This window comes from Pseudoalteromonas lipolytica, from assembly GCF_900116435.1.
In the GTDB taxonomy this organism is placed as follows: domain Bacteria; phylum Pseudomonadota; class Gammaproteobacteria; order Enterobacterales; family Alteromonadaceae; genus Pseudoalteromonas; species Pseudoalteromonas lipolytica.
In genome coordinates this window covers 222,057-237,459 of the sequence record NZ_FPAZ01000004.1, presented here as the reverse complement: position 1 = coordinate 237,459, position 15,403 = coordinate 222,057, and the positions used below count along the sequence as shown (strand labels likewise).

Sequence of the window (15,403 nt, the reverse complement as noted above, 5' to 3'; positions counted from 1 at the left end):
CTCCCCTGAAAGGATATTTTCAGGGGAGGCACTAAAAATTAATTGTATTTGTATCCAATCAATTGCTCTAACCGATGCGCAATTGCAATCAACTCTTTTTCACTCAACGCACCACCCGTAATAGAAAGTCCAACGGGCATATGATGCACTTTACCCATAGGCAGCGTTAAATGAGGGTAGCCAGATACAGCCGGGTAAGTAGAAAAGCTGCCCGTGAAGTGATCCCCATTGATACGGTCTATTGACCACGCGGGTGTTAAAGTCACAGTAATAATTGCATCAAGATTGTGTTCTTTAAGCATTTTATCTAAGCCATCTGCTCTGGTTGCTTGATGCACTTTTTGTAATGCTGTTAAATACTTCTGGTCGGTTAACGTTGCTTTTTGCTGCGACTTTTCAAATATTTCTTGTTGAAAGTAAGGCATCTCCTTAGTAGCGTGAGCTTGATTAAACTGGATCAACTTTTCTAGTGTCAGCGATTTATATTCGTTTGGCAGTTGAGCAAGGTAGTCATTTAAAGTCGCTTTAAACTCATAGAGTAAAACATCATAACTATCTTGATAAAAATGATCATATGGCTCTGTCGATAACCCCTCAACTAATAAAGCACCTTCTTGTTCGAGCATCTGTTTAGTCTGGTTAAAAAGTGACTCAACTTGCTCATGAGCAAGTGGCGCAGCATACAGTACACCTAAACGCTTGCCTTTTAATGAGATGGCACTTTGCTCTGGCGTATAGTCATAATTAAGGTGCCCTTTTGCGATGTTTGTTGCGGGATCTTTTTCATCAAAACCTTGCATAACTGACAGTAAAATGGCCGCGTCAATTACCGAGCGTGTCATAGGCCCCGCTGTATCTTGCGTATGAGAAATAGGCACAATGCCATGGCGGCTCAATAAACCTACCGTGGGCTTTATACCCACAATACCATTTGCAGAAGACGGACACGTAATAGAGCCATTTGTTTCAGTTCCAATCGCAGCAACACTTAAAAAGGCGGCAACAGCAGCACCAGAGCCTGAACTAGACCCGCACGTAGAACGATTTAAATCATGGGGATTACGCGTTTGCCCCCCAATCGCACTCCACCCAGACGATGAACGTTCAGAGCGCATATTGGCCCATTCACTTAAATTTGTTTTGCCTAAAATAATGGCCCCTGCACGTTTAAGTTTGGCAATAATTGGCGCATCTCTGTGCGTAAAATTATCTTTTAATGCTAACGAGCCTGCCGTTGTAGGCATAGTCTCAGTTTCGATATTATCTTTTACTAAAATTGGTATGCCATGCAAAGGGCCGCGTAACTTACCATGACTAAGCGCTTCATCAAGTTGCATAGCTATGCTTATAGCATCGGGGTTCATTGCAACCACAGCATTTAATTGAGGATTGAGCTCATCGATTTGCTGAATAAAAAACTGTGTTAATTCAGTTGCTGTGAGCTGTTTTTCTTTCATTGCCTGAATTAATTGCGGGATTGTACTTTGTTGAACAAGGTTTTTTAGTTGTTGATTTCTTTGTTCAGAGAGTGGGGTATTTTCTTTTGCAGACACGCTAACTGTAAAGCATAAAGCGGCTAAAAAAACACTTAATGCGAATACATGTAAAGCACGAATAACCTGACTAATTCCTGTGTACATTTGTCGTTCCTGTTTTATAGAGTGTTGTTGATTGTTATTTTAAAATCGGTATTTACCCATACTTTTATCAAAAATTGCTATTTTTTTACTTCACAATGGATTAAACACTGAGCGTTCTCTTGCCCATTACCAGCACCAAATACCCATACTGTTTAATAGTCTAGCCCGACGAAGGTACACGGTGCTAAATGAGTGTTTTAGCCAAATCAGCGATATTGGGCATGCACTGCTTATCTTTTAATTTAACGTCAATCGCGTCAGTTACAAAGCAGCATTTTCAATCAGCGCTTACTCATAGCCATCACGTTAAATATTCTCACGAAGAAAATTGAGTCTATAGCCAGTGTTATTGATTAAACAGGCGCTATTTTGTAATCACTGCCGCCAAGGCATGCCGTTTCTTATTGTTCAAGCAGATTATCTGGCCGCAGGCTGTTAAAGAGCATGGCTGACGGTGAAATAAACCGCTTTTTGGTGTTCATCCTCCCCCTTTTTAATCATGCGGTACGACTGTCTTTAATTACCTAAAAATGTATATACATGGTATGTGTGAATGTATTTTAAACACACTTAAACAGTGATTTTTCCACCAATAAAAAACGCCATAAATAGGGTTAAACACACCAAAGTATTGCATTTAAATAAATAATAAAAACCATTCAACCGCTATTTACATGTAATTAAAAATACAAAGACATGAATAAAAAAACAAATTTAAAAACCGGTTAATCCTTCTTTACCAGTTTATTTATAAAATCAAGACTAACCCTAACGTACTAAAAAATACTCCTTACACTACCCTTAGTTAGGTACTCCTTACTAGGTATATCATCTCTCTAAAATTTATACTTAAATTAATTATTAAATTTTCTGTAACACATTAACCCCACTCGAAAAAACACATGTAGTTAAATGTTATCTAGTCAAAAATTGATCAAGGTCACTAAAATCATTGTAAAGAAGAGTAAGGTTATTAATGAGAAAAATAAAACAATATAACTTTCCTAAATAAAGCCATTTATAAGGAATTGTTGGTGCTGTTATGAATATAAAATCAACCTGGCTTTTGTACCTCTGCGCGATGATGTTATTTATACTTACATTACCCTGCGAGGCGGTGTTTGTAAGCCCACCAAAAGATCCCATGCCATTCATTGAGGAAATTTTTCCTCAAGCGACACATATTGGTGAAAAACAGCGGATATCTAACGACGAAAGTGCGCCTTTCGCATGGGTCGTTTATCAAGACAAAAACGTACTGGGCTACGCTTTTGAAACCAATGATATTGCCAAAATTCCAGCTTATTCGGGCGAGCCAGTGAATATGCTTGTTGCTATTGACCCCCAAGGTAATTATTTAGGGGTGAAGGTATTAGAGCATCACGAGCCGATCATTTTAACGGGTATCCCAGAATCAAAACTATGGGAGTTTACTGATCAATACACGGGCTTACATGTTAGCGATCGCCTTAAAGTAGGAGGCAGCAGCTCAGATAATATCGTCAACATTGATGGACTTTCTGGTGCCACAGTCACTGTCATGGTCATGAATGATGCGGTAACTAAGTCAGCAAAAAAAATCGCCGCACGTTTAAACATAATTGATCTTGAAGCTTTAAATCGCTTACCAATGGCCACTATAAAGCACGATGTTTATCAACCAGCAAGTTGGCAAGCGTTAACGGGTGACGGGTCTATTCGCCGCTTGTACCTAAGTCGAGAGGCCGTTGATGAGGCGTTTGTAGGCACAGAAGCAGAACACATTGATGCAGCTGCTCCTGAACAAAAAAGCGCTATGTTCGCTGAGCTTTATTACGCGCAAGCTAATATTCCTCACATAGGCATAAACTTACTTGGTGAGAGTGAGTACCAATGGCTTATGGCGCAATTAGCCCCCGGTGAGCATGCCTTTATTGTGCTAGGAAATGGCTATTCTTTTAAAGGCTCAGGCTACGTTCGTGGCGGTATTTTTGACCGTATTCAACTTTTGCAAAATGGCGACACCATTTCATTCCACGATTTAGACCACTTTCGCGTCACTGATATTTACGCCACAGGCGCACCCAAATTCAAAGAAATGTCTATTTTTATCGCACGCGCTCACGATGAGTTTAACCCCGGAGCCGATTGGCAATTAGAGCTATTAGTACGCCGTCAAATGGGCGCTATCGACAGCACATTCACGAGTTTTAAAGGCGATTATCATACTTTAGATAAATATGTCAGTCGCCCCGCTATGCCTGAACCCGAAGCTGAATTATCACTGACGCAACAAGTATGGCAAGACAAGCAAGTGGAAGTGATTATTCTGCTGTTCCTCATGCTTCTATTAGTCGCTACCTTAATATTTCAGGATATTCTGGTGCGTCACCCAACCTTTTTACACAATTTCCGACACATATTCCTTATCGTGGTGGTGGTGTTTATCGGCTGGAGCTGGGGCGGACAACTCTCTGTAGTGAACGTATTCACTTTTTTACAAGCACTGATGTCTGATTTTTCGTGGGATTTATTTTTACTCGACCCCGTTATTTTCATTCTTTGGTGTGCTGCTGCGGTGACCATTATGATGTTCGGGCGCGCCGTATACTGTGGTTGGTTATGTCCATTTGGCGCTTTGCAAGAGCTACTAAATGTATTTGCACGCTATGTGAAGCTGCCGCAAATAGAGCCCCCTTTTGCAGTGCATGAACGTTTATGGGCCATTAAGTACCTTATTTTACTGGCTTTATTCGGCATGTCTCTTGACTCTATGGCTGTTGCAGAGCAAATGGCTGAAGTTGAACCATTTAAAACCACCTTCTTACTCAAGTTTGATAGACAATGGCCATTTGTGCTGTATGCCGTGTCTTTGCTGGTAATTAATTTATTTAACCGAAAATTCTTTTGTCGCTACTTATGCCCATTAGGCGCAGCGCTCTCTGTGGGCTCTAATTTACGCTTGTTTAGTTGGTTAAAACGTCGGCCTGAGTGTGGTCAGCCATGTAAAACCTGCGCTAAAGAATGCGAAATACAAGCTATTCACCCTGATGGTTCAATCAATATGCGCGAGTGTCACTACTGTCTTGACTGTCAAGTCACCTATTTTAATGAACAGAAATGTCCACCACTAAAGAAACTTGCCAGGAAGAAGAATAAATTTCAGGAAAAAGAAATACCCACGGTGGACGTTAGCTAACTACGCCCATCACCAAGCACAATGAAATAACCGGAGGAAGTCCATGAGTGATAGGAAAAAGCTCCCAGAACAAAAACAGCTGAAAGACGAAAGCAGACGTAAGTTTTTTGCTAAAAGTGCTTTATTAGGTGCAGGTGTAGTTGCAGCGCCTATGTCAGCTACTATGTTCGCATCAATGGCTAAGGCACAAGCCGCAGAAGCAGGCAGTAACAGTGCCACTGTTCACCCAGGTGAACTAGATGAATATTATGGTTTTTGGAGTGGAGGCCACTCGGGGGAAGTGCGTATTTTAGGTATTCCGTCAATGCGGGAACTCATGCGTATTCCTGTTTTTAATACCGACAGCGCAACAGGCTGGGGTCTGACGAATGAATCTAAACGCATCAAAGGCGACAGCGCACATCTGCAATGTGGTGACTCACACCATCCGCATATGAGTATGACTGATGGCCGTTACGACGGTAAATATGTGTTCATTAACGACAAGGCCAACAGTCGTGTAGCACGTATTCGCTGCGATGTTATGAAGACCGATAAAATGCTAACCGTTCCTAATGTTCAAGCAATCCATGGCTTGCGTGTGCAAAAGGTTCCATACACTAAATATGTGATTTGTAATGGCGAATTCGAAATTCCCATGAACAACGATGGCAAAGCATCAATGGACGACATTAGCACCTATCGTTCATTGTTTAATGTGATTAATGCCGAAACCATGGAAGTCGCATTCCAAGTAATGGTGGATGGTAATTTAGATAACACCGACGCCGACTTTGACGGAAAGTATTTTGCGTCAACCTGTTATAACTCAGAAATGGGGGTCACACTCGGTGATATGATCTCATCTGAACGTGACCATGTTGTTGTATTTAACTTACCGCGATGCGAAGCCGCCATTAAAGCAGGCAAATTTAAAACCTACAATGGCAATAATGTCCCAGTGTTAGATGGCCGTAAAGGGTCAGCACTCACAGCGTACATTCCGGTTCCTAAATCACCACATGGTTTAAATACCTCACCCAATGGCGACTATTTTGTTGCTAATGGTAAGTTATCACCGACTGTTTCTGTGATTTCAATTAAGAAACTAGATGACCTATTTGATAACAAAATTAAGCCTCGCGACACCATCGTTGCAGAACCTGAACTAGGCTTAGGGCCACTTCATACCGCATTTGATAACCGTGGTAACGCTTACACCACGCTGTTTATCGACAGCCAAATTGCGAAGTGGAGCGTTGAAGATGCTATCAAGGCATACAATGGTGAGAAAGTGAACTACATACGTCAGAAGTTAGATGTTCACTATCAGCCGGGGCACAACCATACTTCACAAGGTGAAACCCGTGATGCAGATGGTAAATGGCTTATTGCACTGTGTAAGTTCTCAAAAGATAGGTTCTTACCTGTCGGGCCATTACGTGCAGAAAATGATCAGCTCATAGATATTTCAGGTGATGAAATGAAGTTGGTTCACGATGGCCCAACTTTCGCTGAACCTCACGACTGTATCATTGTTCACCGCTCTAAGGTGAAGCCAAATAAACTGTGGGAGCGAAACGATCCTTTCTTTGCCGAGACTATCGCAATGGCAAAAGCAGACGGTGTTAATGTTTACGCTGATAACAAAGTGGTGAGAGACGGCAAAAAAGTACGTGTCTACATGACCTCAATTGCCCCTAGCTTTGGCATGACTGAGTTTAGAGTAAAACTAGGTGACGAAGTCACTGTGGTTATTACTAACTTAGACCAAGTTGAAGACGTGACACACGGTTTCTGTATGACTAATCATGGTGTGCAGATGGAAGTTGCACCGCAAGCAACGGCATCCATAACGTTTATCGCTGATAAACCGGGTGTGCAGTGGTACTACTGTAACTGGTTCTGTCATGCACTGCATATGGAAATGCGAGGCCGCATGTTAGTTGAAGCGTAAGCTTTGTATTTGGGTATGGGACTTTCCCATACCCTTTATCGTTACAAATAGAAGGTTTATTGAGTGCAGTTAATTTGGTTACACCGTTTATGTGGAGCAATACTGCTCTGTTTTTCATGTTATTCGTTGGCAGTGAGTACGCGACTCTCTGCAGCTGATGATTTACAAGCGCAGTTAGACAGCGCAAAAGCAGGCGACACAATTGTTTTAACGAAGGGTATTTACCAAGGAAATTTTGTTGTCAATAAAGCCATCCACCTTATTGGTGAAACAGGTGCTGTCATTGATGCTTTAGGCGAAGGCCACGCATTACTGTTAAAAAGTTCACATATTTCGATTAAAAACCTCGAGATAGTGAATTGGGGAAATAACTTAACCGAACAACATTCCGGTATTTATTCAGATCAAAAAGCAGAGCAACTAATGATTGCCAATAACCACCTTAAAGGCGATGGTTTTGGTATTTGGTTACAAAAAGGCCAGCATGTACAGGTTTTAAATAACGTGATTGTTGGCAATAAAGCCCTGCGTTCAGCAGATCGCGGCAATGGTATTCAGCTCTCCAATGTGCAACATGTACTGGTTAAAGGAAATGATGTCTCTTACACGCGCGATGGCCTGTACATAATATCAAGCCAAGATAACGTATTAGAAAATAACACGCTTCATGATCTACGCTATGGCGTTCATTACATGTATTCCCACGACAATAAAGTACTCAATAATAACGCATACAATACGCGGGCTGGTTATGCCTTAATGAGCTCGCGCAATTTAGTGATCCAAGGTAATCGAACGACTAACAGTGAAGATTATGGGTTACTAATGAATTTTATTACCTCGTCAGACATCCTAAACAATCACATTTCTAATGTGTGGACCAAGCCCGAAAATAAAGTATTAGGGCGAGACGGAAAAGGTTTTTTTGTATACAACTCAGCGTATAACAACATTGTCGATAACGTGGTTGATACCACAGAAATTGGTATTCACCTCACTGCAGGCTCTGAGCATACGCAAGTATATGGCAACAGCTTTATAAATAACCCCACGCAAGTCAAATACGTTTCCAATAAAAAACAAGAATGGAGTCACGATAGCCGCGGTAACTATTGGAGCAATTATTTAGGCTGGGATATGAATAATGATGGCGTGGGTGATGTTGCCTTTGAACCCAACGATGGAATTGATAAATTGGTTTGGCAATACCCAGAAATGAAAATGCTAATGGATAGCCCATCGGTATTAACACTGCGCTGGGTACAACGCCAATTTCCTGTATTAAAGCCTGCAGGGGTTAAAGACAGCTACCCATTAATGCGCTCTCCACACTCACCTCATGTTATTAAATCGCAGAGTGATATCAAGGACAAACAACATGACTAACACGCCCGTGGTTTCAATGAACCAAGTAACAAAAAGCTATGGCAGTCTCACAGCAGTCAATAACCTTAGCTGCGAGCTCGCGCCCGGTGAAGTGCTCGGCCTTTTTGGTCATAATGGTGCTGGCAAAACAACCATGATGAAACTCATTCTGGGTATCACATCGCCAACAAATGGCAGTGTCGATGTACTCGGTGCTAAACCAGACTCCAAAGCCGCATGGCATATTCGATCCCAAGTCGGTTACTTGCCTGAAAATGTCAGTTTTTATGAGCATTTAACAGGAATAGAAGTACTCAATTACTTTGCAAAACTGAAAGGTTTTAACAAACAACACGCAAAAGATTTAATAGCGCAAGTGGGATTAACAGAGGCAATGAACCGCGCGGTTAAAACATATTCCAAAGGAATGCGTCAACGTTTAGGACTTGCCCAGGCATTTTTAGGTAAACCTAAATTACTATTACTAGATGAACCAACGGTTGGGCTTGACCCGGTTGCAACAACTGAATTTTACCAACAAGTTGACAACCTTAAAGCACACGGCACCAGTATTATCCTGTGCTCTCATGTGTTACCAGGGGTTGAGCGCCATATTGACCGTGCGATTATTCTGAGTAAAGGGCAACAACTTGCTTGCGGTAATTTAGCCAGTCTACGCGCACATGCAAACTTAGATATACGCATTAAAACTCGCGGTGTTTCCCCTTCTGAGCTCGTTAATGACTCACAATTAATGACCCATGTTGAACTCTGTCACGATACCGATTTATTGGTAAAAGACGAGAATAAAATGAATGTTCTCCGCGAGCTCGTTAAATACCGTCATTTAGATGATATACACATTGAACAACCCGATTTAAATCAGGTTTATCAACAAATTTTATCTCAAGCGCCACAAAAGGGAAGCATATGAAATCAGTCTTCACTGTTGCTGCAAAAGAGTTTAGCGATGGTCTTCGCAACCGTTGGTTGCTCTCAATTACAATTATTTTTGCCTTATTATCAGTAGGGCTGACCTATTTTGGCTCAGCGGTCGCAGGTGAAACAGGGTTAACCTCAACCTCGACCACTGTAGCAAGCTTAGCAAGTTTAGCTGTTTTTCTTATTCCCTTAATCGCCTTGTTACTCAGTTACGACAGCTTTGTAGGTGAGCTAGAAAGTGGCACCTTACTCTTATTACTTACCTACCCTATCAACAAAACCCAATTACTAATGGGAAAATTTATAGGGCAAGGAAGTATCATTGCACTGGCAATTTTAATTGGCTTTGGTGCATCTGGTGTCATTTTATATGCCCATACTCAGCAAACTGAAATTATTACTGTATTTTCATTATTCATAGCCAGTGCCGTTATGTTAGGCCTTAGCTTCATTGCTATTGCCTTTATAATTAGTATCTCGGTGAGTGAAAAGTCGAAAGCTGCCGGTGCTGCTTTAATCGTCTGGTTTATTTTCGCACTCATATTTGATCTCGGTTTACTCACTCTTCTCGTAGGCACTGAAGACGGTATAAGCCAACAATCACTCACGTTTATGATGATGTTGAATCCCGCTGATATTTTTAGATTAGTGAATCTAGCAGGCTTAGACAGCACCGATGTAAACGGGGCTCTTGCTATTGCAATACGCTCAAGCCTGTCGCTTACTCAGTTGCTTTGCGTGCTCGTCACTTGGGTTATCTTTCCTTTAATTTTAGCCATCACACTATTTACTAAAAAGAGAATGTAATGAACGTTAAAACCTTACTGCCGATACTGCCACTTCTATTCATACTTTGTGCCTGTGGGGAGAGTGAAATTAAACAAACACCCAGCCAAGCAGTTGCAATTGAAGCAACCGATGAATGTCATTTATGTGGTATGTTGATTTCAGAATTTCCAGGCCCGAAGGCTGAACTACTGCAAACTGATACGAACTCGGGCTCGGGCAAAAAAATACATAAGTTTTGTTCAACACGAGATATGTTCAGTTACTACCTAGAACCTGAAAACACACGTAATGTAAGCGATATTTTTGTACATGACATGAGTAAAACACCCTGGCATAAACCCGCCGATAATTACTTTATAAATGCGCGAAAAGCTTGGTATGTTGCGGGCTCATCTCAACAAGGCGCTATGGGGAATACATTGGCCAGTTTTGCAACTGAACAAGATGCGATAAACTTTCAAAATGAATTTGGCGGGCATGTCATTCGTTTCGAAGATATCACACACGCTATTCTAATGCCTGCTCATCATTAAAAATGATAAAAGCGATACGCAATCTACCCATGTAAATCAGGTAGATTGCTTTTATCTACACGATACTTTTTCTAGTTTACTAGCTTCTGACAACAGTTCCCAAAGATTCACGGTGTTGAGGTAATTCACCAAAGCCTTGCTCATGTAATTTAGCAACGAGCTGTTCAAGCACGTCATCTTTTTGAGGGGCTACGGGCTGCGTTAATAGCAAAGAAGTAAGATTACCAAACCCAGGATGCTCAAAATCAGGATTCTCAAGGCCATGTTGTGCTCTTAGCGTTAACAGCATAAGTGCAGCATAAGGTGTAAATTGCCAGTTCATATTGTCGAACTCAAAAAACATCTTACTTGGTGGCGATGCAACCTGAGTAACTTGATCATCACATAACTGATTTAGAAAAGCGGTAACTTCAGTCAAGTCAGTGCTATCCCAGTTATCTAAAAGAGCTTGGTAAGCAAAGTCATCTACGATCGGTTTTAGGGTATTGCCACCTTTTACCTTATCAAACAGCAAGATAATAAAATCACCAATGTGACTTTTTGATCTATTAACCCAATGCTTCATGTAACCAGCTTGAAATAACGTATAAATTTGGCAAGCATATTCATTATTATGCAATATCACTGCAATACTTAGCTGAAATACAGATGTTGGTGATACCAACCTTAAAGGTTCACGACTAAAGCGATATCTAAAGCGCTTGAACTTATAGCTTTGTATTGTAAGCATGTAATATCCATAACTTAAACATATATTTAATTTACCTAAATCAAGTAAATTATCATCCAAAAAACTAGCTTGTGCATCCATCTCATAATAATCACATGGAATTAACAGTTCTGTATTTAATACCTCCCAGTTAAAAAATGGTAATTTTTCATTGCTAGGAACACCGCTTTCGGTTTTTCCATGCTTAATATAAAAGTCAAGCTTCTCAATATTATTTACATAAACCTTTCTATACTTTTCTGGATTTTTGATCGCTTTCTTACGCTTCCGTAAAAATTTTTCTAAATTTTTATTCATAACTGTAAGAATCCATATTTAGAGTAATAACTTTAGCCATTTTTAAGGCTGAGCTAACTGCTCTTCCGTTAGCGAGTATTTAGTTTTTATCGTGTTAATACACGCATTAACATCAATTAAAAACGAGGTATCTGATAGAGAGGTAACTGTAGAAGCTCTTAATAACTCACACCCCACCAGTTTTTGTGATTCAGCAGCTGAAGTGCTTGATACATTTAACCGTGCCGTCGGTTTCTGTGCATAAAGACCACTTCCGATACTGACATTATCTATTACTACTGATAACTCATTGATAATTACTTGATGGTGCTGCTCACTCAATAAAATACTGGCTCGTAATAGTGCAAAATCCATCGCTTGCTCTGCACTTACATTGCCATTGCCGTAATAGGTCACTCTGTAACTGTTTTCACCCAATTGTTCCTCACTGTACCCTCCGCGAATACCCCGAGGTTGATATGAAATAGCAGCGCATCCCATCACAAATAAAGTACTTATTAAAACACCCAGTTTAAATAATGTTTTAAGCATTCAACACTCTCCCTTCAAAACTCACGTTCACATAACATAAAACGTAAGTTACATCGACCCTAAATAATATAACTTATTGATAATAATAACTTTAATTTATATGAAAAGCAATATAAGGTACAAAATTGGGGGTTAAGCGATAAGTACAGTGTTGTTGGTGAAGCGAGCACCAACAACACATAATAGTTGAAGATAAAATTGAGCAAAACGCCGTTATAGCGTTTACTTTTTCAAGCTCAATGTGCCAGTGCGTTTTGTGCTACTTCGCTTTATTTGGTTTGACCTAGGTTTACCTTGATTCGCTTTATTCAAGCCTGGTTTTGAGTCTGTGCGGCCTTTTTTAACATAGCTAGAAAAGTCGCGTTTTTTCTCGCCTTCTGAACGTGGTTGAGGCGTTCTTGGCTTAGTTGGCTGTTTATTATCGTCAATTGAACGTTCCTCTGTTTTACCCGAGTCTGCAATTGAGTTATTAATTTCAGCCATCTCTTGCTCAGTTAAATGGCGCCATTGCCCCACTTTTAAGCCTTTTAACGTCACATTCATAATACGTGTACGTTTAAGCGTGACCACTTCGTAGCCGAGGTATTCACACATACGGCGAATTTGACGATTTAGCCCTTGCGTTAACACAATAGTAAACTGCTGTGGGCCAGTTTGTTTCACTTTGCACTTTTTCGTCACGGTATCTAAAATTGGAATACCATTTGCCATTTTGTTTACAAACTGACGATTAAGTGGCTTATCGACAGTGACTACATATTCTTTTTCGTGGTTATTGCCCGCTCGTAAAATCTTATTAACGATATCGCCTTCATTGGTCAAAAAGATTAAGCCTTCAGATGGGCGGTCTAATCGACCAATTGGGAAAATACGCTCAGGATAATTAACCGCTTTTACGATGTTACTTTGAATTTTTCGCTCAGTGGTACAGGTAATACCAACGGGTTTATTATATGCAATATAAACACGTTTCGGTTTGGCTTTGAGTGGTTTACCATCAACAAGTACTTCATCAGCATCACTGACTTTAACACCCATTTCTGGCAAATTACCATTAACAGTAACACGACCTTCCTCAATATATTTATCAGCCTCTCTGCGCGAACAAAACCCTGTTTCACTGATAAATTTATTTAATCGTTTTAACTCTGTCATGGCACACTTCTGTCTTAATTTTAAAGCCGCTAGTTTATACCAGAACCCTATAGCACGCTAGGCAGATTAATCTTCGTTTAACGGCTCGCTTTAATGCAGTGCAGGTTTTTCGGTGAGCAACGTCTGCAATGTGTCAAAATCAAACCGATACTCTGCATTGCGAGTATTGCGCAGCAAAAAAGCATCGAATGGAATAACTGACCAGTCCGTGATATCACTAAGCCAATGGTAACTTGTCACATTTTGGTTCGTGATCACGCCTAATTTAAATTTAATTTCATGATGAGTTTGCAAATATGGATGACCATTGTGATGATCGACCAAACTAATTAACGCCCACGCCCCCATCATAAAGTGCCCACCTACACTGGCTGTTAAGCGCCCTTGTTCAATTAACCTTAAGTTGTCATCAAGCCAGTCTATGCCGCCGATAAAATAGCGTTTTCCTGACTTTTCTTTAACTGCATCAAGTGCGCCCAGTGCCATTAAATCCGATGCACACCAAATAACATTCGTTTGTGGGTAACGATGCAATAGACGGCGCACTTTTTCAGTGGCTTCGGTTTTATTCCAATTTGCATAAACAACTTGCTCAAGCTCGACATGTTGGGTTCGTAAATAGTGACTTAAACCATTACTGCGAGTATCTGATTCAGTCCCATAGTGACCGTTAATGGCCACAAATTTGGGTTCTTGTTTTGCTTGTTTAGCATTATCAAACAATGCTTTTCCTAATTGTATACCCGCTTCAAAATTATCGTGATAAACCTCTGCGAGCCAATATTTAAAATGCTCTGAGGGTTTACCAATTTGCTGACGCTCTGCGCCGAGGATGGTTTCTTCTAATGTGATGAACTTTATCTTGTGACTTTCAAGTAAGTTCATTGATTGCTCTGCTCCCCCAGGGTAATTAATCAGTACGACATAGTCGGGAGTGGCGTTGTATTTAAGATAGTGTCTGAGCTCTTCTAGCTGAATATGCCGATTGCAACCACCGTAAATAATATCAAGCCTGACGTTACTGTGTGTTGCCGCAGCTTGCATTACTGCTGTGACTTTTTGCCAAAAAGGCTCCGCTTTTACCGAGGGATTTACAAATAGCACCGAAAATTGCTCTACAGCAAAAAGTGGTAAAGAGCAAAGCAGTATTAAAACACTCAATATAACCCGCATGTTCATTCCAGCACGTTATTTTTTAAAAGTATAGTATACGGGTAATTATCGTGACAGTTTTCGCCACACGGTCTCACACGGACCGTATCGAAACAGTTGAGTATATACTTTGCAAAATACCAGCTGAAAGACAACCACACCCGCAATAAGAAGCCAATAATTAATGCGATCAAAGCTCAACACCCACTCAGGGAACATGACTTTAAAACACACTAAAAATATCACGGTTTGCATTAAGTAAAGGGTTAAAGACATACGCCCTGCTTGTTGTAATACTAAACACTTTTCGGGGTTATTCTTAACGTATTTTACGAGTATATGAATATACAACGTTGCCATCGCAAGTGCTGCAAACCAAGAGAAAGGCTCAGCCAATGCGACCATAAGTACATGTGTATTTGGTTCAACCGCTAATCGTAAAACGGTAAAGCCCAGCGCTGCAGGCACAATAAAGTTTAACTGTTCTCTAGTAAGGCCATTTTCGAAGATCTTTTGTTTATACAAATACATCCCAATCAGCATGAGCCCGCCAGCCATCCACAGCGTAATAAGCGGAACAGCTATAATCATGATGATAAACATCAACATATTACTCATAAAGCCCGCTAAATAGGATGAAAATGCCGCATTGTATGCCTCTAAAAAAGCCGCAGAGTCACGCGTAACAGGTAGCAGTTCAGGTTCAATAAATGCCAATAAAAAAGAGGGGAGTGCACCGAGTAGCAGAAATAGCATGCCCATTCTTACTATTTTATCATTCGGCTCATGGCTGAACTTGAGTGCCAACCACCCTGCACATGCATAAATGAATAAAATATCACCCGCCCAAAGTAAAAACCCATGGGCCAACCCTATAAACGCTAATACTTTTAAACGCTTATGCAATGCATCTATGCTTTGCCAGCGCTGTAATTGAATTGTAAGTGCTGCGCCAAACAATAAACAAAAGAGGGTTCGAAACCGGCCATCAATAAAGACTAAGTTAATAATATTTATAAACTTATCCGCCACAGAAGGTGTTGCACTTGTTACATAGCCATACTCAAAAACACCAAAGTAATAGGCATTCATGAACATTAAACCCAGTACCGCAATCCCTCTTAACACATCCATATTAATATTGCGCATATATCA

12 protein-coding genes are annotated in these 15,403 nt (G+C 40.6%); 6 read left to right on the top strand and 6 right to left on the bottom strand.

Features of this window, described 5'->3' with window-relative positions; translation table 11 throughout:
* Positions 1 to 38: 38 nt before the first annotated feature.
* Positions 39 to 1,640 (bottom strand): amidase, encoded by a 1,602-nt coding sequence (locus BM378_RS05480; RefSeq protein ID WP_083202762.1) that lies wholly within the window; start codon positions 1,638 to 1,640, stop codon positions 39 to 41.
* 1,042 nt (positions 1,641 to 2,682) lie between these two features.
* On the opposite strand from BM378_RS05480, the gene nosR reads away from it, so the two are divergent.
* The 6 genes from nosR to BM378_RS05450 all read left to right on the top strand — a co-directional run bounded on the left by nosR (position 2,683) and on the right by BM378_RS05450 (position 10,383).
* A complete protein-coding gene (nosR, locus tag BM378_RS05475) occupies positions 2,683 to 4,818 on the top strand; it encodes a transcriptional regulator NosR (RefSeq protein ID WP_065979036.1) in 2,136 nt (711 codons plus the stop codon).
* Between the two features lie 43 nt (positions 4,819 to 4,861).
* Positions 4,862 to 6,754, top strand: coding sequence for a TAT-dependent nitrous-oxide reductase (nosZ, locus tag BM378_RS05470; protein WP_065979035.1), 1,893 nt, complete (start codon positions 4,862 to 4,864; stop codon positions 6,752 to 6,754).
* Between the two features lie 72 nt (positions 6,755 to 6,826).
* Positions 6,827 to 8,140 (top strand): nitrous oxide reductase family maturation protein NosD, encoded by a 1,314-nt coding sequence (locus tag BM378_RS05465; protein WP_051501903.1) that lies wholly within the window; start codon positions 6,827 to 6,829, stop codon positions 8,138 to 8,140.
* A complete protein-coding gene (locus BM378_RS05460) occupies positions 8,133 to 9,053 on the top strand; it encodes an ABC transporter ATP-binding protein (RefSeq protein WP_036972038.1) in 921 nt (306 codons plus the stop codon). The genes BM378_RS05465 and BM378_RS05460 overlap by 8 nt, the downstream gene beginning before the upstream one ends.
* Positions 9,050 to 9,868, top strand: a complete 819-nt coding sequence (locus tag BM378_RS05455; protein WP_065979034.1) for an ABC transporter permease — start codon at positions 9,050 to 9,052, stop codon at positions 9,866 to 9,868. Before BM378_RS05460 ends, BM378_RS05455 begins: the two co-directional genes overlap by 4 nt.
* Positions 9,868 to 10,383: a nitrous oxide reductase accessory protein NosL gene (locus tag BM378_RS05450; RefSeq protein WP_065979033.1), complete on the top strand. Its 516-nt coding sequence runs from the start codon at positions 9,868 to 9,870 to the stop codon at positions 10,381 to 10,383. Before BM378_RS05455 ends, BM378_RS05450 begins: the two co-directional genes overlap by 1 nt.
* A 79-nt stretch (positions 10,384 to 10,462) precedes the next feature.
* Here BM378_RS05450 and BM378_RS05445 read toward each other — a convergent pair whose 3' ends face one another.
* The 5 genes from BM378_RS05445 to BM378_RS05425 all read right to left on the bottom strand — a co-directional run bounded on the left by BM378_RS05445 (position 10,463) and on the right by BM378_RS05425 (position 15,397).
* Positions 10,463 to 11,410 (bottom strand): hypothetical protein, encoded by a 948-nt coding sequence (locus tag BM378_RS05445; protein WP_065979032.1) that lies wholly within the window; start codon positions 11,408 to 11,410, stop codon positions 10,463 to 10,465.
* Between the two features lie 42 nt (positions 11,411 to 11,452).
* Positions 11,453 to 11,941, bottom strand: a complete 489-nt coding sequence (locus BM378_RS05440) for a CC0125/CC1285 family lipoprotein (RefSeq protein WP_065979031.1) — start codon at positions 11,939 to 11,941, stop codon at positions 11,453 to 11,455.
* Between the two features lie 222 nt (positions 11,942 to 12,163).
* Positions 12,164 to 13,096, bottom strand: coding sequence for a 23S rRNA pseudouridine(2604) synthase RluF (gene rluF / locus BM378_RS05435; protein WP_074988773.1), 933 nt, complete (start codon positions 13,094 to 13,096; stop codon positions 12,164 to 12,166).
* 90 nt (positions 13,097 to 13,186) lie between these two features.
* Positions 13,187 to 14,275, bottom strand: a complete 1,089-nt coding sequence (locus BM378_RS05430) for an ABC transporter substrate-binding protein (protein ID WP_074988772.1) — start codon at positions 14,273 to 14,275, stop codon at positions 13,187 to 13,189.
* A gap of 39 nt (positions 14,276 to 14,314) precedes the next feature.
* Complete coding sequence (locus BM378_RS05425) at positions 14,315 to 15,397, bottom strand: DUF418 domain-containing protein (RefSeq protein ID WP_083422878.1); 1,083 nt, start codon at positions 15,395 to 15,397, stop codon at positions 14,315 to 14,317.
* Positions 15,398 to 15,403 lie beyond the last annotated feature (6 nt).

What these genes read in the sequence shown, in the direction of transcription:
- BM378_RS05480 (WP_083202762.1), bottom strand. Translation starts at nt 1,640, where the DNA reads ATGTACACAGGAATTAGTCAGGTTATTCGTGCTTTACATGTATTCGCA.
- nosR (WP_065979036.1), top strand. Translation starts at nt 2,683, where the DNA reads ATGAATATAAAATCAACCTGGCTTTTGTACCTCTGCGCGATGATGTTA.
- nosZ (WP_065979035.1), top strand. Translation starts at nt 4,862, where the DNA reads ATGAGTGATAGGAAAAAGCTCCCAGAACAAAAACAGCTGAAAGACGAA.
- BM378_RS05460 (WP_036972038.1), top strand. Translation starts at nt 8,133, where the DNA reads ATGACTAACACGCCCGTGGTTTCAATGAACCAAGTAACAAAAAGCTAT.
- BM378_RS05455 (WP_065979034.1), top strand. Translation starts at nt 9,050, where the DNA reads ATGAAATCAGTCTTCACTGTTGCTGCAAAAGAGTTTAGCGATGGTCTT.
- BM378_RS05450 (WP_065979033.1), top strand. Translation starts at nt 9,868, where the DNA reads ATGAACGTTAAAACCTTACTGCCGATACTGCCACTTCTATTCATACTT.
- BM378_RS05445 (WP_065979032.1), bottom strand. Translation starts at nt 11,410, where the DNA reads ATGAATAAAAATTTAGAAAAATTTTTACGGAAGCGTAAGAAAGCGATC.
- BM378_RS05440 (WP_065979031.1), bottom strand. Translation starts at nt 11,941, where the DNA reads ATGCTTAAAACATTATTTAAACTGGGTGTTTTAATAAGTACTTTATTT.
- rluF (WP_074988773.1), bottom strand. Translation starts at nt 13,096, where the DNA reads ATGACAGAGTTAAAACGATTAAATAAATTTATCAGTGAAACAGGGTTT.
- BM378_RS05430 (WP_074988772.1), bottom strand. Translation starts at nt 14,275, where the DNA reads ATGAACATGCGGGTTATATTGAGTGTTTTAATACTGCTTTGCTCTTTA.
- BM378_RS05425 (WP_083422878.1), bottom strand. Translation starts at nt 15,397, where the DNA reads ATGCGCAATATTAATATGGATGTGTTAAGAGGGATTGCGGTACTGGGT.